This is a genomic window from Bacillus sp. FSL K6-1218, assembly GCF_038006445.1.
In the GTDB taxonomy this organism is placed as follows: Bacteria; Bacillota; Bacilli; order Bacillales; family Bacillaceae_G; genus Bacillus_A; species Bacillus_A thuringiensis_S.
In genome coordinates this window covers 2,129,015-2,147,379 of record NZ_JBBOVE010000001.1, presented here as the reverse complement: position 1 = coordinate 2,147,379, position 18,365 = coordinate 2,129,015, and the positions used below count along the sequence as shown (strand labels likewise).

Here is an 18,365-nt window from a genome sequence, read left to right as displayed (position 1 = left end):
TTTCACTAATAGCGCTTAGCAACGTACTATCATACGTGTTCTTTGTAACGGTAGACATCCGTCCGGGCTTACTCACTTTCAGCCTCGGCTCCTCGGAGATGATTTTCAAATAACGTCTGTCCACCGGCTTTCAGCAATATACCGGCTCTCTGGAGAACAGTTCACTATTTTACTCTTTCTCGTCTTCAGATTTGTATACTTTATTAAAAGTTATTTTATGCCATTTGACAACTAATTGTCAACTAATTCAAAATATATTCTTATCCTTATCCCCTATTCTTATACAATTACTTTTCAAATTCTCGCAATGCTGCTAAATTTTCATCATCCTCAATAAGTTCAGCAAAGAATCCCGATTCATCCTCACGAAGGACAATTTCAAGCTCTTCCTTCGCCTCTTCATTTCTATTTAACTGTGCTAAATAACAAGCACGATCATATCTTGCTAACAAATCACTTGCATCCATTGTTAATACTTCATTTGCTATTTTTTCTGCCTTTAGTGTTTGGCCGGCACCATGATATGAAGACGCTAAAGAAAGAAGAATTACTGTTTCATTTCGATGATGTATAGAAGCATTTTCTAATACTTGAATTGCCTCTTCAAACCTTTCTTGACTTTGGTACATTTCTCCTAAAGCAAGAAATGCTCTACTTACGAACGGTGTTTGCTCCGTTAATTGTAAGGTAATCTTTTCTGCTTTTCTTTCTTCCCCTGCTTTAAAGAATACTTGTGCTTGCAGAAGAAGAGTATCATAATCATCTGGTAGTTCTCGAACCATTTGCTTCGTTAATTCCAAAGCATCTCTTAACATATCTTCTTCCTCGCACTCAACGAAAAGATTTACAAGTTGCTTCGCTACTTCATAATCCCATTTATTTTCTAGTGACGTGTGCAGAATCTCTATCGCTTCTTTATTCATCTCTACATTCTCATAAAATAGCGCAAATCGCTGTGCTGCCATACTATTTTTCGGATTTAACTTTAAAGAGATTTCATATAAATCAATTATCATAGTAACCATTGAAATTTCTTTCGCACGATTTTTCATACGATAAAAAGCTCTCGTAATGATAGATCGTTTCGGCTGTTCATGCAGCTGGCGTTCAATCCATATTTCCGTAACCGCAGCTGCAGCATACATGAATGCTGTACTTCTTTCTGCTTTTTTCACCTTTAACGTATGAAGAAAATCTCGTATGTTAGACAATTTTTTATGTTGCTCTACTGCTTTTACATAAACATCAAATATACGTTCATTATCAAAATCTTTTTGTATTACTTTCATTGCAACTTCAATTGCTTTTACATTTCTTTTTTTCACTAATACTTTTGCATAATGATATAGAACTTCTATATGCTCACCATCTAATTGTAGTGCGTATTCAATCTGTGCTTGTTCTTTATCTATTTCATTCATCGCTCCGTACACATATGCAATCGCATCTAAACGCCATATTTCAGGTACTTCTTCCTCTAATTGTTCTAGTTCAGTCAGCAATTCTTCCTGAAGATTCATATCTACTGAAAGCTGTGCCAAATATTCCATATTAATATGCAACGGCTCTTCCTTCATCGCCTGAACCATATGACTTTGTTCTTTAGAACGGTTTTCTTCTTTTTCGTATATTTCCGCAAGCTGTAAATGTACACCTACGAAATTCCCATCAAGCTCTAAACATGTTTCATACGCTTGTTTTGCTTCCGTCAATTGCCCTAATGCCATAAGTGTTTCACCAATTCGGTAATACGGTAATGCCGTTTCCTTTTGTTCTATCGCCTTATTATATCTTTTCATCGCTTGGCCGTACTGTCCAATAGATTCATATAAAATACCTGCATAACAACCGTACTCACTTACTTCATTTCTTTCTTTGTGTAAAGTTCTTAAAAACGCTATACCTCGTTGTACAAATTCCGTTCCTTTAATTCGATTCACATATTCATCTAACGCACTTGCTACATTATAATCGCTTTTCTTTATACCATTTTCTAACTTAGATAGCGCTACTTTAAACCCTTCTTCATTTCCACCAAGTTCAAGTTCAGCATCCCATAAAACCATTCCTGCATTCATGAGGAAATCTTGGCTCTTTTCAATTTGCTTCTCGAGACCAAGAATGTATTCTTTTGCTTCCTTGTATTGTTCTCTTGCCATATACACTTGTGTAAGTCCGAAGTGAGAATAAACATCCTCATCGTTTTCTTCTAAAGCACGCTTATACAATACTTCTGCTTCTTCCAAGCTATCATTTTGAAAATGATAGTCACCTAATTTTACGTAAAGAGGTGCTTTATCATCACAATTCTCAATACCGTTTAATAAAATTTCTTTCGTACTTTCCTCATCCTTCAAATCAGATTCGTATATTTCCGAAAGTTTCGTATAAATGTAAGGTGCATTACTATCCAAATGAATCGCTACTTTAAGCCCTTTTATTGCTAAATATAATTTTCCTAGTTGATGTGCACATCTCGCTCGTTCATACCATACATGTGCTTCATATTTATACTCTTTTAACAAGTCATTAAAGATTTCATATGCTTCTTCATATCTTTCTAAATCTATTAATATTAAACCGTGATTCGTTAAAGTGAACCTTTCAGGACTGCGCTCTAACGCAACTTGTGAATATTGCAATGCTTTTTCAGATTGATCAATATACATATAGGATAAAGCAAGAAAACTCCAAGCAATAGGCTGATCTGCGTCTAATTGTAACGATGAACGAAAGCTTGAAATCGCTTCTATATAACTTTCCTGCTCAAAAGCATATCTTCCGTTTATTAAATGATATAAAGCACGATTATTTTTCTTCTCAACGCTTGTCAGCATTTGCTCCGCTTTCTCTACTTCCTGAAGACGAATAAAACACTGTGCACCATGCAATTTAACAAAGTCCGAGTTCGGAAACTTTTCCATTAACTTATCGATACAATATAAAATAAATTCTTTATCTACTTCAACATCTAAGTGCTTTATCGTATATAACCACGTATTTGGATTATCGCTCGTTTCTTTTAAAAATTGTACTAAGTTACTAATTCCCTCTTTGTCATGTTCATCTAAATGATCCGTAAGAGAAAAAATAGATTTAAAATAACGATTTTCTTCCTCACTTAGAAACGCTAGTTGCGCCTTCTTTTCTTTCGGAACAAACGTGATTGCTAAACAGCCTGTATAACGATATTTTTCTTGTAATTTACTATATTCCACAAGAACTGGTTCTATAAAGTTTGGATCTTGAACATAGAAAGCTTGCAATGTATCATCATATCCAGATAGAACTTGTACGTGTGAAGCATGCTCAATATCTATACTTAATAAAACAGGAATTCCTTCATCAATCAGTCTCTTATAATTCTCTTCATTCCCTTTAAAATAACGATATTCATAACCTAATTCTTCTAAATAAGAAACAGTATCTGAAAACTTCGATCCTGTCATATCAAAAATAAACTCTGCTATTTCATCTTGTGTACGTGTCTCTCCCCATATACGCAACATCATCTCTAAACTTGTCGGAACACAATAATTATCCTTTTGTACAATAGGAACTATCGGCAAGTGAACCTTTTTTCCATCCGGATTTTTTTCTAAATTATGATATAAAGATTCTTTTAAACTCTTTTCTTCTTTTAATAGCTTTTGTAAATCTGCAAATTTATTCATTTTGTACAGCGCTTCTGCACGTAAATGTACAAAGTAAGTGTTATAAGCATGATATGGCAGCTGAGTATTTATGTTATCTATTACCGCTAACATCTCTTCATATTGCTCTAAATCTAATAAATACTTTACCTTCTCAAAATGAAAATATGGTACTTGTGGGAACTTTACAATCGCATCATCAATTAACTGTAGCGCGCGTTTTTGTTCCCCTTTATTCGCATACAATTGTGATAATAAATAGGTAGATAACTCTTCACAATCTTCATGCTGCATGCCAACAATAAATTGTTCTTCCGCTTTCTCCCATTCACCTGTATGCATATAAACGTAGCCCCACTTATCAAAGACTGCACGTGTACTGTACTCCTCTGCTTTTTGCATATACATTAGCGCTTCTTCGTTTCGTTTCATTTCTAAAAGACATCGTACTAACGTAAAATATGTTTTCGCTAAAAAATCTGCATCTATTTCTTCTTTACCTAACTCTTCTAAAGAAGATTTTAACAACTGCTCTGCTTCAAGAATTTTTCGCTCATCAATTAACTCATCACAATATAAAGAGAGCGTTCTCATATTTGGGAATTTTTTATAAGCGTAGCGAATGAGAAATGAACTGTATTGGTGCATAAGCCCTTCATCAGTAAGGCGAATTAATATATCAAACTCCTTATGTGAAGGAATATTGGCAAGCCAATTCTTCACATAGGATAAAGTATTCGTTTCTTTTATATATGCAATTTCATTATTTATTTCCTGTAATCCATCTACAAATCTCTTGTCTTTTAAACAAGTTTCTAACTGCTTAAAATCTAGCATGCATTCACCTCGAATTTATATTTAAACTGCTACTTGCTTAGATTTTACACACCATATAGTATGTATTCAACTAAAATCTCTTATAATAGATGTTATTAATTAATATTATTCAAATTTATAACAAAATATAGTAAAAATGATTGTTTTTCTCCGTATTTTGTTTAATTATATGGAATAACGTAACATGCGGTTTTAATCTTGTAGAAGCTGAAATTAGTACATAAAATTATATCGGCGATAATTCAAATATATCAGCGATTCTTTCATTTTATCGGCGATTTTCAAATTATATCGACCGATTCTTAACATATATCAGCGATTATATGTCGAATATCGACTTATCGACATTAAACGACAAGCCTTATACATCATACCTTTTAACAAACTATGTCACCAAATGTAATTTTCATATTGGGAGCGTATACAAAAGAAGAATACACATGAAATATTTTAAAAAATCGTAGTTCAGCTTCATATTGAGCTAGCGCATTATCATATGTTAATCCTCTGGCTATTAAACGTTCTACAAATTGTTGCTTATCACCCGGATCACCTGCAATCCCCTCTTCTTTTAATGATTGATACAAATCGTTTTTATCATTGTGATGCATATTTGAATCTAAAAAGTTCACTTTATCGCTTACTCTACATTCAATATTTTTCACACCTAATTCACTTAAATATATCGGTATTTTCATGCCTATATTGCCATCTTTACCATTTCTTTGCGTATCACTTTCAAATAATTTCTGCAAAACACCTAGCTGAATAAATTCCGATTGTTTCTCCCCATCTAGTAAATAAGAAGCCATATTAGAAATCCAATGTGGTTCAAAACAGATTATTTTCCCGCCTCCTTTTATATACAAAACTAAAGTTCTCTATATAATAGCCGTATTCCTACACTTTTCTTAAAATTTCAAAGCAAAAAAGCTAGTGTATTTTTAATAATTCACTAGCTTTTTATTTGGAAGAAAAATTTAACAAGTACAATCACAATCAAAACAATCCGTACAGTCTAAATCGTCACAATCTACTTTTCTCTTTCTTTTGTTTCTCTTAAGATAATAATACAGTAGCCCAAACAATAGTATACAAATAACAAAAGCTATTATTGCTTCTGTATACTTATTTTGAATCATAAAACCAATTCCACTTCCACCTGAAATAAAAATTAGAATTAAGTAAATCCAGAACATCTATGTAAATACCTCCATTACTATATATCTTAAGATAATATCCATATAACACTAGATGAAATGAATAATCCCATACCATTACCGCTTAATACACCAGTAGTTATTCTTAGCAAATTTGAGCTACTTCTCCATTTCCACTTTTGGGTGAACCCATCGATAAGTAAAGGAATTTGAGCGAAAAATGATAGTATGATTGCCAAAAGAAGTGAAGGTGTCATATAAAAATAAATTGGAAACATTAAAATACCAATAAGCATGCCTGTACAACGCGCACATAAAGGTATGTACTTTTGTAGTTTAAGAAAACTCCTATCTAACCTTCTATGACAAGGAATTTGTAAAATAAAAGTTCGAATCAATATGAATCACCCTCTCTAATAAGATTTTAATTGATTTTGCAAAAAAATTATATATCCAATAAAAAAACAAACCAGGTTTATACTAGACCCAGTTTGTCAGTTTACTACTATGTTACATCTCCTCAGGTGCCTCCACCCCAAGTAAACGTAATCCTTCTTCTAATACAACCGTCACAGCATAAACCAATGCGAGTCTGCTGTCTTTTTCTTCGCTCTCTTCTAATATACGAACATTACCGTAATATTTATTGAATGATTGTGCTACATCTAATACATATTTCGAAATAATAGATGGCTCATTTTTATTGAAAGCTGCTTCAATTACTTGAGGGAATTTATTAAGTAATTTTACGACACTCCAGCTATGATCACCTTTTAAAGCAAACGTACATGTTTCAAATTCTACACTTTCTTTTCTTAAAATAGAGCACGCACGTGCATGTGTGTACTGTACGTAAGGTCCTGTTTCTCCTTCAAATTTCAGCATATTTTCTAATGAGAATTCGATATTGTGCATACGCTCATTTTTTAAATCGTGGAAGATGACTGCACCAACACCGACTTGCTTTGCTACTTCTTCTTTCTGTTTTAAGTTTGGGTTTTTCTCTTCAATATTTTGTTTTGCAAGTTCGATTGCTTCCTCAAGTACTTCTTCGAGTAAAATAACTCTTCCTTTACGTGTGGACATTTTCTTACCGTCTTTTAAAATGAACCCAAACGGTACATGTTCCATGCCATCAACCCAAGTGTAGCCGAGCTTTTTTAATACAGTAAAAAACTGATTGAAGTGTAAGCTTTGTTCTGGACCAACAACATATAGCGCTTTATCAAACCCATAAGTGTTTTGACGATATAAAGCTGCCGTTAAGTCACGCGTTGCATAAATCGTCGCACCATCTGATTTTCTAATTAAGCAAGGCGGCATTCCTTCTTCTTCTAAATTAACGACTAATGCGCCTTCTGATTCTTCAAGCAACTCATGCTCTTCTAAAATCCCAATAAAATCTTCCATTAAATTATTATAAAATGCTTCTCCCTGAAAATTAGTAAATTCTACGCCGAGAAGTTCATAAATGCGAGAAAATTCTTTAAGGGACTCATGACGGAACCAATTCCAAAGCTCTACCGCTTCTTCATCACCTTCTTCTAATTTCTTAAACCAAGCACGTCCTTCTTCTTCTAGTTCTTCGTCGTCTTTTACCTCTTCATGGAATTGAACATATAACTTAAATAGCTCACGTATTGGATCTTCTTTAACTACTGCTTCATTTCCCCATTTTTTATAAGCCGTAATTAACTTTCCAAACTGTGTTCCCCAATCTCCTATATAATTAATCCCTACAACTTCATAGCCACATTTTTCAGCAATATGTTTCAGCGAATTTCCTATCATTGTAGAACGTAAATGCCCCATCGAAAAAGGTTTCGCGATATTAGGAGAGGAATAATCAATTACTACTGTTTTTTCACAGCCAAAGTGGTTTTGACCGAACTCTTCTTTCTCCGCTAAAACCGTTTTTAATACTGCATCACTTACAGTTTCACGATTGAAAAATACATTTACATAAGGACCAACGGCTTCTACTTTCGTAAAAAACGGATCATTTAATTTCTCAGCAACTTCCTTTGCGATAATAGCTGGTGCTTTTTTATATTGCTTCGCTAATGAAAAGCATGGGAACGCTGCATCTCCAAATTCATCTTGTTTCGGTGTTTCAATTAAATCTAAAATTTGTTTTTGCGTTAATTCATTCGTGAAAATATTAGATAAACTTTCCGCAAACTGCATTTTATAATCCATGATTTAACCTCCTTATTTTTTAAAACACAAAAAACTCGTCTCTAGAAAAGAGACGAGTTTTAACCCGTGGTACCACCCTTGTTGTTCGTTACGAACCACTTTCCCGTTTATAACGAGGACAGGGGGCCTCGGCTTTCTCTACTATTCGTTCAAGAAGCATCTCCGAAGTGCGCTTCATCTTTTTCTTTCGTACTAGGCTCACACCATCCCTAGCTCGCTTTCCTTCTAAAAAAGACTACTCTCTTCATCACAGACAGTATATTTAATTAATTATTGCTTATTATACATCTTTTCAAACAATTAGCAAGGGTCAATTACACCAAAGTGAAACTTAGCACTTTTTCTTTTGTATACGTGAAAATTGTGTTTTTCAAATCTAGAACTACGGAAATGATCTTTTAATACGACACGTTTTCTCGCCACTCGCTTCGCCTCCGCAATTGTTTCATCAGTAATATCATGATACAAAGCGAAGTGTTTTAATCCTTTAATTCCGTCAGATTCTATGACAGTTTCTTCAAACATCGGATCAAGGTAAACGACATCGTAACTATTATCTTCACATTGCGCTAAAAATGAAAAATGCTCCGTTTGCTTTACTTGGATTCTTTGCATTGCTTCATCGATTTCAGAAACAGATGAAGACCATGTTTTCAAACCATTTCTCATGATATAAGCCATATATTCATTACCTTCAAGTCCTGTTACTGTTCCACTTTCACCAACAACATAACTAGCTACAATACTATCTGATGCCATACCGAGCGTACAATCTAACACTGTCATTCCGCTCTCTAATTTAGCAGCTTGTACAAACGGATCGTGTTCTCCACGCATTAACCTTTTCACACGAAACATCGCTGAGTTCGGATGAAAGAAAAATGATTCTTCCGTACCTTTCGGATAAATAGCTAATCGGTTCTTTCCTACGACAAGTACATCTTGTTCATACTGCTCATGTAATTTATGTACTGGTATTTCATTACGTTTAACGAATGAACGATTTAATTCTGCGGCTACCTGCTTTGCATAATCTGTCATTTCTTTATTCGTTCTTCCTGCTGTTGTTACTATCATTGTTTCACCTCTATATAAAGAAAAGAGGGAGATTTACTCTCCCCCTTCTTTAGCAATTCTTTTCGAAAGCTTGCTCTAAGTTCGTAATAATTTCGTCCATAGTTGCACCTTCAATTTCATGACGGTGAATGAAGTGAACAACTTCTTTTCCATTTAATAATGCCATAGATGGTGAAGATGGAGGAATTTCTCCGAAGTATTCACGCATTTTTGCAGTAGCATCTTTATCTTGACCTGCGAATACAGTTACAAGATGATCCGGTTGTTTTTCAGCACGAACAACCGCTTGACCTGCTGATGGACGTGCTAAACCAGCTGCACAACCACAAACAGAGTTTACAACTACTAAAGTTGTACCTGATGTATTTTCCATAAATTCTGTTACAGCTTCTTCTGTAGTTAACTCTTCAAACCCAGAACGCACTAACTCTTGGCGCATTGGGATTACCATTTGGCGCATGTATTCTTCATAAGCATTTGACATCTTGTAATCTCTCCTTCAACTTTCATTCCAAATTCATCATATCACGCTCTATTAATAGGTGCAAAAGAAAGATAACGATGATTTCATTTTTTTGTAGGGATTTCACAAACCCCACCGCGGCAATGTCCCACTGGAACAAGTTTTCTATTGTTAGCGATATAATCGTATACTTTACTTCCAAAACCAAGTACGATTGATAACTTTATAAAAGGAACGGCAAACCAATAAGATGGAACGGCCTTTGCTAGTACATCTATGCTCTGAATGCCGTCATACCACTTATTATTTTTAAAAATATACAGTCTTTGTTCCATCTTACTTTGTAGTTCTTGAGAAAGCTCATACTTCTCAACTACATCTTCATCTCGAAATGAAACAAATTTCATCTTACCTTTTTTATCTAATTTTTTCGTACGTTCTGCAACCGCCGTACACATCGGACACCAACTATCATAGAAAACAATCATACATTATTCCCCTTTACGAGACTCCGTCATTTGTTTCCATACAGAACCTTTTGCTTCTTCTCCGCCTTCAATACGCTCTAATGCTAGACGCGCTTGCATCGCTACTTCAAACTCTGGATCATCTTGCGCTGCTTTTAATGCTGGAATCGCACTTTCATCTCCAAGCTCAAATAAGAACATCGCTGCACGCCAGCGTACTAATTTACTTGAATCTTTCAGAGATTTAATCATAACGAACATCGCTGCTGGATCACCTACGTCTGATAAGCAATCGCCTGCTGTACGGCGAACACTTACTGAACGATCTAATAACGCTTTATATAATAATGGCAATACTCCATCACCTTTTACCATACCTAAATACGCTGTTGCTAAACGGCGTATTGAAACTTTTTCATCATCTAACGCCATCTTCAACACTGGCATATCTTCTTCAGTAGGATCCATTTGTTCTAATGCTGCAAAACGGTTTTTCCAGTCAGAATCTTTCATCATCTCTTCTGTTACTTTATATGGCTCACGCTTTTGAATCGTTACTTCAACAGCCCCTGCTTGATTTAATAATTCTTTAACCGTTTCATTTACACGTTCTTCTGAATATGCAGCAACAATCTCTTCCACTACTTCTTTCCCAATTTCTTCAAAATTACCGTAACGTGTACTTTGTTCTACCCATTTACGCTCTTTTACAACGTTTGGTGCAGACATTTGTACTTTCATAATTGATTCTTTGAAACGATCTGGTAAGCCAACACGTTCTTCCGATGTTCCATCTGTTAACTTTACTTGCATTGGAATTGTAAAGAACATTTGAACAAACACTTTCACTTCTCCAAAATGAGCAAGTTGTTGTTCTTCACTTTCTTCCACTACTTCTTCGCCAAAAACAGCACGAACTTGTTGTAATAAAACTTTCCAGTCATACTTTGCATTTCGCTCGACTGCTAAAAAGTCAGCTACATGATACACACCTTTAATACCTTCAATTTTCAAAATTTCTTGCACTTGCATTGGTGCTTGTTCTTTATTTTCATTTGTATAATTATTACGCGCTCCTGATGGTAATACTTCATTCAAAATAACTTTCATTGTATTTGGACTTGGCGTCGGTTCAATTGCTTTAATCTTCACGTAAAAAACTCTCCTTTATTGCTTGTTCTTAGCTGTATTGTAACATGTTATTACTCTATACTCCTACTCAGGTGCTTAATTTTACTACTTTCTTCCCGCTACCATACTATTTCATTCTTTTTACATTTTAAATTAGGAATGGGATTTTAAAAGCTTTCGTTTCCAATGATTTTTATTTTTTATCCATTTCTTGAGGTACCGCCAGTATAAAAAAAAACACGCTAAGCAAAAAATATAATAAGCTGTCCATATGGACAGCTTATTTACATAATTTTCGTTAGCGGAAGTTGATTTATAAAAAATGTTCCAAGTATTTTCAATTTCTTTTTAAAAGATATCTTTCACGGGAACCGTAATTTTGCTCAGCTTGAAAATATGCAAGTTTGTCTGGGACACATGAAATGATAGAAGATAAACCATAAAAAGCTATTTTTTCTACCGCAATGTGTAAAGGTAAGTGTTTACCGTCTATATCTTCGTTTAAGGACATAACATAACAGTTATCCTCGGCACCATGATTTTTTAATAGTTGTAGGAGTTCGTCGATGTTAGCTATACGTTGTGTGATGCTTACGATGTATTTCTCATTCAAGGCAACGCTGTAGTTATGATTTAAACGCCATAAGGCATCTCTTCTTTTTTTAGGAGAAAATAATTCAAATAGAACCCTGTCACGTAATCTCTTAGAAAAAAATTTTTTGACAAATGCTTCTTCATATTCTTTGTCCATATATAGTCCTCCGAGTAAATGATTTCTTTAAGGTTGTATTCCATACTAATCAGAGGTAACCTTCTCCGTATATCATATTCATAGTTGGTTAACATAACGTCCTATTATCGGTAGCAACAAAAAGGAGGATTCCTTACTCTCAGAAGGAATCCCTTTTTTTATTTTCTATCACTCGATTCATCTTTTTATACATTTCTATCCTGTGATGGGTTTTACGGTTCTCGTTTGTTACTGGATTAGCCAAAAAACGTTATAAAATTTTGTATACTCTTTACTTGTTTTTTCAAAAAAGTTGGAGATATTCCTTCTTTAAGTTTATTAAAATACTTTCCACAATTTTTTCCGAAGCTATTACTTAAAATCACCTTTTATTACGATGCCCCCTCCCGCCTTCTCTCCAAAAAGGTAATACTCTCAATCACAACTTCAGTTCTATATATTCTCTTGCCTTGTTCATCATCGTAATTACTCGTCTGAATACGCCCTGTAATCCCAACAAGTGACCCCTTCTTACAATATTCAGTTACATTCTCAGCCGATTTTCGCCAAACGACACAATTAATAAAATCGACTTGTTGTTCACCTAAACTATTTCGAAATCCTCTATTCACCGCAATACATATTCTTGCATAAGCGACGCCTTGTTTTGTGTAGTATAATTCTGGCTCCTTTGTCAATCTACCGATTAATACAACTCTATTAAATCTCCGTACTAAATTATATATGTAATAATTAAGCAGTACCGATATAAAAACATTCTCTTAATTTCTACACATTGTTCTTGTGTAGAAATTAACCTATACTTTCTCTTCCTATTTTGGTTAGTTTAGATTACTTTAATTTCCCTTCATAATTTTCTAGTATTTTATACCCCGAAGACAATAAATCTTTTAAATATACATCTTCCAAAAGAGTATGTAGTATTTCTATTTTCCCTAAGTTTTTATAAGCATATTTTAAATCTATTTTGGTTTCTCCATAGTATATTTGGTTAATTGAATCGATATAACCTTTAGTAACCATCTTGAATTGTTCATCAATTAAGTTCTTTGATATTACAATACCACCATTATTTTGTTCCACATTACCCTTAGACACTTTTTCTAATTCCCTATCCAATACTTTCTTTAGATAAAAGTAAAATCCCGTTCTATCTCTACACCTATCAATAGATTTAATCACATTTAAACTAAAATCCGATTCATCAAATTCATATAGTGATTTATAAAGAATGTAAATTTCCTCAATATCCAATAAAATTTCTTCACATAATAATGATTCCATTCTATTACTTGTTAATAAATACTCTTTTAATGTTGCAGGTAACCTTATGTTATTCTTGATGCCATCCATACTTAAATTATCATCCTTCTTTAATTTTAAAATTACACTCTAACATTATAGACTAGAAGCCTCTTTGTGACTATAGTCTACATGATTAGAAGTTAAAAAATATACTTGTAACACTATCTTAATTTGTATATTTACTCTGATTTATTATTAAAGGGAATCTATTCTTTTACATACTAACTAATTTAACACTAACATCTATACTATTTTTCTTTAACTCTACAGACTATAGTCCATTCTTGCAGACTATAGTCTGTAGAGTTAAAGAAACACCTCTCCCAAAATTATTTTATAAAGATTGGGAGAGTGATTTCTTGAGTATTGAACAAACTTTTGGTACTGTCTTGCAGGAATATCGTCTTAACTCAAAAATGAGCCAAGAAGAATTAGCGTTTAACTCTGGATTAGACCGGACCTATATTAGCCTTTTAGAAAGAGGAAAAAGAAAACCAACAATAAACACATTATTTGCACTATCTAAAGCCTTAAAAATTAATCCCTCACAACTTATTAAAGAGTTAGAAGAAAAATTATTAAACCAAAAAATATAACAAGAAACAAAAAAAATATTTCAATTATTTTCTTTTATTTCTCTTTTTTATGTACTATTATTCTAAAAACAAAAATTTCCAAATCTAACTTGTGTTGTAAATTAATTATGTTCACTTTATATGATTTATATCTGTTGATATAAATCATATAAATAAGCATCTTTTCAAGGTTTCAAACGCTTTTCGAAAAATATATCATCTCTTTTTTCTTTACGAGTTCCAGAACTCATTACATAAAAATGTGTATCTGCATCAAGTTCACTTGTCCTGGTACAAGCACTATATAATCTTTGCATTTATAAAGGATTAATAAAATTACTTAATTTGAATCTATTGTTCAGTGACAATAAAGTTGGTTAATTTTAGTCTAAGAAATGTAATAACCACCTACTAAAATTAACTTGTAGGTGGTTTTAAAGTTATTTAAAACTTAATTTAATTGTTGTAGCCTGTAATTTATAAAAATAATAAAGTTGGTTAATTCTTCTTCAACTAATGCCCCTTATTGAAAAAAGTAGCTTGCTCCATTTACTAAATTTTCATCCTATTTTACATAGCTTAATCTGCCTCAACATCTTTTTCACCTAAATTTTGAACAAATCTTAATAGATAACCATCAGGGTCCATAATTAAAAATTCTTTTTGTCCCTTTAATTGAGTATCAGCTCTATACCAATTCTCTTGAATATCAAATTTAATTGGATACTCGTTCTTTTTCAAACTATCATATAGTGGATCAATATCATTTATGATAATTTGAAAATTAATTCCTCTTCCGTAGGGATAAGATAACTCCCCAGTACTCCAATGACCATTTACTTCTTCAATCATAATCTGGCAGCCATTTAAAGACAGTAAAGCAAACTTATCCTCTGGTCTTTGATATTCAATTTTAAACAGGAGAATTTCCGAATAGAAATTTAAACTTTGCTCTATATCTGAAACTGATAGCTCTGGTATTAATGCATTGAGTTTGTGCAAAAATGCTTCCCCCTTTGTTTAAGTTATTGATTATTATAACACTTACTATAAATTCTTCTTCCATTAAACTACTTCGTTAGTCCTAAAAGAAGTAAACAACTTTATTATCTCTACACATCTATAAAATACAAAAGCCTTACATAATTAATCTAATGTAAGGCTTTTAAAGTGGTTTACAAATGAATCCCTATTTAAATACTTTTCAAAAAAACTAATAAAATTAATTAAATAATACACTTAACTTCTTAATCAACAGGTAATAAGAAAACTTACATATTGAAAAAAGATTAATCAAAACAACTATAATAATTATTATTCTTTAAAATTCCTATAATGAAAGTTGCTTTGTAATTGTATTAAAGTATAAATTTTTTTTATCAAAGTAATTGTAGTCAAAAAGATATCTATTATTTATATCTTTTGCAATTCTTCTAGCTCCATTTGCAGCATAAAAATAATATAAGATTGCTTTTTCATGATCGTTTAGTTCATTAATATATTCTGCATTAAAATAAATATTACTTCCTTGACTCGAAATAATATCACTAATGACTTTTAAAATTTTTTCAAACTCTTTCTTGTTACCATACTGTTTCAATAAGTTTATAAACTCCTCCCCACTTTCTTCATAAGTACTTATCGTTATCCATGTACTATTCTCAGTTGGAAAAACGTTTATAAACGCTAAAAACTTTTCATTCATTCCAAAAATAGAATCAAGTTTACATCCTTCACAAAAAGCAAAAGGTAATACCCTATCTTTAAGTTCTATAGAAAATTTATATAATTCACCAAAGTTTTCAAATTCTATATCTCTAACTAGTTTTTCAGAATAGTATAGGCTACTCTCTAACTCTTTAATATAGAAAGCGTAATCACTATATAGCTCTTTAATCACCCAAAACTCCTTCAGTTCATTTAACATTTTTTGAAGAAATAATATTTGTAAAATTTGGGCATATGTATTTAATGCAGCTGCATTTAACGCCAGTTGCAAATCTTGAATTGGTTCACCAGTATATCTGTTCTCATTCTCGATATCTTTAAAAAGTATTTGATCGTGTGCTTTACAAAAAGTATTTACTATACTAGCCTCACTATCTTTTATAGGTACAAAATATGTTTCTAAACTATCTTCTGGATAACTTAAGTATCGATTAAACGTAAAAAGCTGCTTTTGATTTTTATTCAAAATCTTTAAAATTGAGCTTTTTCCGATTGTATGTGCATATCTAATCTTATTATCGGAACATGGCGTTTCAGAGTTTGCAGCTAAACAAAATGTCAAATTCTTCTTTTTTAGTAACTTTTCATACAACTTGTAACCAGGAATATTTTTAATTCTTTTATTTCTTAAATATTGTTCTATTTTTTTATCGCCCTCTATTAATTTTTCTATATTTCTATAATATTCTCTGACTGAATTATATTTACTAAGACAACAATCATAAAATTTCCTTCCTTTACCACAAGGACACATACTTTCATCGTCCAAAACAAACTGCTCGTATTCTTCATTAAAATGAAATGTAGGCAAGGTTTTACATATTGCCTCGATAGTATTGATTGGGTCTATAATCTTATTTCCCATAATTTCTTTCAATCCCCCTTAATTAATAAGTCTATCTATATAGATTGAAATAAACTCGATTAAGAGATTATTGTTACTTTAAAATAAAGATTAATCGAGACACACTATTAACTTATTACATTGAAACATGTTTTTATAAAAAATTTTGATTATCTTTTCTATTTCTTTTATGAATTAAAAAATCTATCTATAATAAGAGTTATTCATTTCAGCATTCGGAGTAAAATCACTGTAAACGATTCTAATAGTCTTTGGGTTCATTTTACTTTCTATAGTTTTACGTAATTCATTAATTTTATCGCAATCTTCTTGAATTAGGTAAAATGCTAGCCGTTTTAGATCGTGCATGATTTGATTGAATGATTTTATATCTAAATGCTCAGATTCATTAACTTGTTGTAAGTCTTTAATTAAAATATCAATACACTGACGAGATATTTTTGGTTTTAGGTGTGGTATTAAATTAATATACCCGTCTTCCGACACTACAACTATTAAACATTCGTTCTCCTGAGTATCCAAATACCTTAATGCTGAATTGTACCTAGCTCCACGAGCGGAGTCACCTTTTTCTGTAGCCCGTCCATCCAGTATTACTCCTAAAGCATGACATTTTCCATTAGGATCTAAAAGCACAGCTCCATCAATCGCAGTAACAAGCCTCATAACTTCAGCAGTCAAATTTATTGGCTCTATATTTATGCATTGCCCATTCAGTCTATCTGCTTCTTCTGCCGCCTTATTAGTAATTACAACCATTGTTCCATGCTTTTGTTCCGTAGCAGCTAAAATAACATCCCATATCACGTTAATATCATTTTCATTCATGTCTGAAAAAGTCCTTATAAGATGGTCAGAAAATAGTTCCTTATTCATTCGTTCTTTTGGTAAACTAGGTTGTCGATATTCCACTACCATTAACGGAGTATCTCTGTACCTTAATTCCCACGTGAAGTGTCGTTTAAAATTAATAATAAATAAATCTTCATCTGTAGAATCATAATTTGATATATTCCCCATACCATAAACTTCATTACCATTAGCTAATAAACTTATATCTCCACTAGTCATTTCTAGAAGTTTTCTTATTGCTTTATGATTCGTTAAATCAATAGGAGAACTGAACTTCAAAATCTGGTTAATTGCAGGATGCTCATTATTTGAAATAATAATTCTCCCATTACTCTCTCCGCCTTCATAGTATTGGGAAGAAATAAGATTAAATATCTCAAATAAATTAAAGTGTCCATGAAATTTAAGCGATAATGTTTTCAAAAAAGTCTCTCCACCACTTCTAACAAATTCATCACCATTACGTCTTAATACATTCAGTTCTTCGCCTACACCTGGTATTTGCAGAACGTTTGAACACGAGCTTAAAAATTCGGAAATTGTGGACTCAAGTAAAGACCTCATGATTCCATATCTCTCTAATACTTTAGTTTTATTTAGGCTTGGAATAGATTTAGCTGTCCTCTTGTTTAATTGTAATATTGTAAAAACCCAAAAACCATTAATTTTAATGGGTATAGATATATAAAATGTTAAATTTTGTTCCTCATATGCTTCATCAAGTATTTTATTCATTGCATTAACTTTTGCATTTAACTTAAGCCTATGATGATAGTTTCTCTCAGCTCTCTCATTACTAATTAACATCTCCCTATTAGGATCTTTATAATAAATATCATTTGCTTTATCATTTACCTTAGAAAATAATTCCGGTTTAAATGGAGTGTCAATTGTAATTACTGGATTGGGAATGTCTATTTCATTATCTTCAGCCCATATCCCTACCACCCATACTTTTGGGCTCAAATCTTGTCTTATATTATTGAATATTGCCTCAGCTGTGGTATTTACAGAAATCTGAAAGTGTGGTTGAAATCCCCATATGTACATCCAATCATCCTTTCTAATTTTGTTTATTTGTACTACTAATAATCCTAAATAAGTACCGTATAGCTCGATAAACACTCTCTATTAAAGTGATATTTTTTAACCCCAAAAACATCGAATATTATTAATAGTTAAATCTTATTAACTTCTCTTTTAACAACAAACAAGCAGAAAACTATATATATCAGAATTGTTATTCAAAATTCATTATAAACTATTAGTTTTTCTAAGATTACCTAACTTTATTACAAATAA

The 18,365-nt window shown here is 32.3% G+C and carries 15 protein-coding genes, 1 pseudogene and 2 other annotated features (1 of these 18 cut by a window edge); of the genes and pseudogenes, 1 reads left to right on the top strand and 15 read right to left on the bottom strand.

Features of this window, described 5'->3' with window-relative positions; genetic code table 11:
- Positions 1-195, bottom strand: a binding site (T-box leader); it reaches 45 nt to the left of the window's first position.
- A 92-nt stretch (positions 196-287) separates the two neighbouring features.
- The 12 genes and pseudogenes from MHI26_RS10995 to MHI26_RS10940 all read right to left on the bottom strand — a co-directional run bounded on the left by MHI26_RS10995 (position 288) and on the right by MHI26_RS10940 (position 13,091).
- Positions 288-4,490, bottom strand: a complete 4,203-nt coding sequence (locus tag MHI26_RS10995; RefSeq protein ID WP_061665966.1) for a bacteriocin-processing peptidase family protein — start codon at positions 4,488-4,490, stop codon at positions 288-290.
- Positions 4,491-4,867: 377 nt separating this feature from the next.
- Positions 4,868-5,353, bottom strand: a pseudogene (locus MHI26_RS10990) (class I SAM-dependent methyltransferase); the annotation flags it as partial.
- Between the two features lie 117 nt (positions 5,354-5,470).
- The gene (locus tag MHI26_RS10985; protein WP_000498602.1) at positions 5,471-5,689 is read right to left on the bottom strand and encodes a hypothetical protein; all 219 of its coding nucleotides are present in this window, start codon (positions 5,687-5,689) and stop codon (positions 5,471-5,473) included.
- 29 nt (positions 5,690-5,718) lie between these two features.
- Positions 5,719-6,048, bottom strand: coding sequence for a DUF2085 domain-containing protein (locus tag MHI26_RS10980; RefSeq protein WP_000621479.1), 330 nt, complete (start codon positions 6,046-6,048; stop codon positions 5,719-5,721).
- Positions 6,049-6,160: 112 nt separating this feature from the next.
- On the bottom strand, positions 6,161-7,849 hold the full coding sequence (argS, locus tag MHI26_RS10975) for an arginine--tRNA ligase (protein ID WP_061665965.1): 1,689 nt from the start codon (positions 7,847-7,849) through the stop codon (positions 6,161-6,163).
- 45 nt (positions 7,850-7,894) lie between these two features.
- Positions 7,895-8,109: a binding site (T-box leader), on the bottom strand.
- Positions 8,110-8,149: 40 nt separating this feature from the next.
- Positions 8,150-8,926, bottom strand: coding sequence for a class I SAM-dependent methyltransferase (locus tag MHI26_RS10970; RefSeq protein WP_000637454.1), 777 nt, complete (start codon positions 8,924-8,926; stop codon positions 8,150-8,152).
- Positions 8,927-8,975: 49 nt separating this feature from the next.
- Positions 8,976-9,410, bottom strand: a complete 435-nt coding sequence (locus tag MHI26_RS10965; protein ID WP_000063708.1) for a BrxA/BrxB family bacilliredoxin — start codon at positions 9,408-9,410, stop codon at positions 8,976-8,978.
- An 83-nt stretch (positions 9,411-9,493) separates the two neighbouring features.
- Positions 9,494-9,877: a thiol-disulfide oxidoreductase DCC family protein gene (locus MHI26_RS10960; protein WP_000634874.1), complete on the bottom strand. Its 384-nt coding sequence runs from the start codon at positions 9,875-9,877 to the stop codon at positions 9,494-9,496.
- Between the two features lie 3 nt (positions 9,878-9,880).
- Entirely contained in the window at positions 9,881-11,008 is a 1,128-nt protein-coding gene (locus tag MHI26_RS10955; protein WP_000692568.1) for a conserved virulence factor C family protein, read from the bottom strand.
- 316 nt (positions 11,009-11,324) lie between these two features.
- Positions 11,325-11,738, bottom strand: a complete 414-nt coding sequence (locus tag MHI26_RS10950) for a hypothetical protein (RefSeq protein WP_061665964.1) — start codon at positions 11,736-11,738, stop codon at positions 11,325-11,327.
- Between the two features lie 371 nt (positions 11,739-12,109).
- Positions 12,110-12,463, bottom strand: a complete 354-nt coding sequence (locus tag MHI26_RS10945; RefSeq protein ID WP_061665963.1) for a single-stranded DNA-binding protein — start codon at positions 12,461-12,463, stop codon at positions 12,110-12,112.
- Between the two features lie 106 nt (positions 12,464-12,569).
- Positions 12,570-13,091, bottom strand: coding sequence for a hypothetical protein (locus MHI26_RS10940; RefSeq protein WP_061665962.1), 522 nt, complete (start codon positions 13,089-13,091; stop codon positions 12,570-12,572).
- 311 nt (positions 13,092-13,402) lie between these two features.
- Here MHI26_RS10940 and MHI26_RS10935 point away from each other — a divergent pair, with 311 nt between their 5' ends.
- Entirely contained in the window at positions 13,403-13,639 is a 237-nt protein-coding gene (locus MHI26_RS10935; RefSeq protein ID WP_061665961.1) for a helix-turn-helix domain-containing protein, read from the top strand.
- Between the two features lie 558 nt (positions 13,640-14,197).
- Here the strand turns inward: MHI26_RS10935 and MHI26_RS10930 are convergent.
- The 3 genes from MHI26_RS10930 to MHI26_RS10920 form a co-directional block, all read right to left on the bottom strand.
- Entirely contained in the window at positions 14,198-14,620 is a 423-nt protein-coding gene (locus MHI26_RS10930) for a bleomycin resistance protein (RefSeq protein WP_061665960.1), read from the bottom strand.
- A 328-nt stretch (positions 14,621-14,948) separates the two neighbouring features.
- The gene (locus MHI26_RS10925) at positions 14,949-16,211 is read right to left on the bottom strand and encodes a hypothetical protein (protein ID WP_340994009.1); all 1,263 of its coding nucleotides are present in this window, start codon (positions 16,209-16,211) and stop codon (positions 14,949-14,951) included.
- 183 nt (positions 16,212-16,394) lie between these two features.
- Positions 16,395-18,188 (bottom strand): DNA integrity scanning protein DisA nucleotide-binding domain protein, encoded by a 1,794-nt coding sequence (locus MHI26_RS10920; RefSeq protein WP_340994007.1) that lies wholly within the window; start codon positions 18,186-18,188, stop codon positions 16,395-16,397.
- Positions 18,189-18,365 lie beyond the last annotated feature (177 nt).

Bases quoted from the DNA above. Each gene is read 5' to 3' on its own strand.
- MHI26_RS10995 (WP_061665966.1), bottom strand. From the start codon at position 4,490: ATGCTAGATTTTAAGCAGTTAGAAACTTGTTTAAAAGACAAGAGATTT.
- MHI26_RS10985 (WP_000498602.1), bottom strand. From the start codon at position 5,689: ATGTTCTGGATTTACTTAATTCTAATTTTTATTTCAGGTGGAAGTGGA.
- argS (WP_061665965.1), bottom strand. From the start codon at position 7,849: ATGGATTATAAAATGCAGTTTGCGGAAAGTTTATCTAATATTTTCACG.
- MHI26_RS10970 (WP_000637454.1), bottom strand. From the start codon at position 8,926: ATGATAGTAACAACAGCAGGAAGAACGAATAAAGAAATGACAGATTAT.
- MHI26_RS10965 (WP_000063708.1), bottom strand. From the start codon at position 9,410: ATGTCAAATGCTTATGAAGAATACATGCGCCAAATGGTAATCCCAATG.
- MHI26_RS10960 (WP_000634874.1), bottom strand. From the start codon at position 9,877: ATGATTGTTTTCTATGATAGTTGGTGTCCGATGTGTACGGCGGTTGCA.
- MHI26_RS10950 (WP_061665964.1), bottom strand. From the start codon at position 11,738: ATGGACAAAGAATATGAAGAAGCATTTGTCAAAAAATTTTTTTCTAAG.
- MHI26_RS10940 (WP_061665962.1), bottom strand. From the start codon at position 13,091: ATGGATGGCATCAAGAATAACATAAGGTTACCTGCAACATTAAAAGAG.
- MHI26_RS10925 (WP_340994009.1), bottom strand. From the start codon at position 16,211: ATGGGAAATAAGATTATAGACCCAATCAATACTATCGAGGCAATATGT.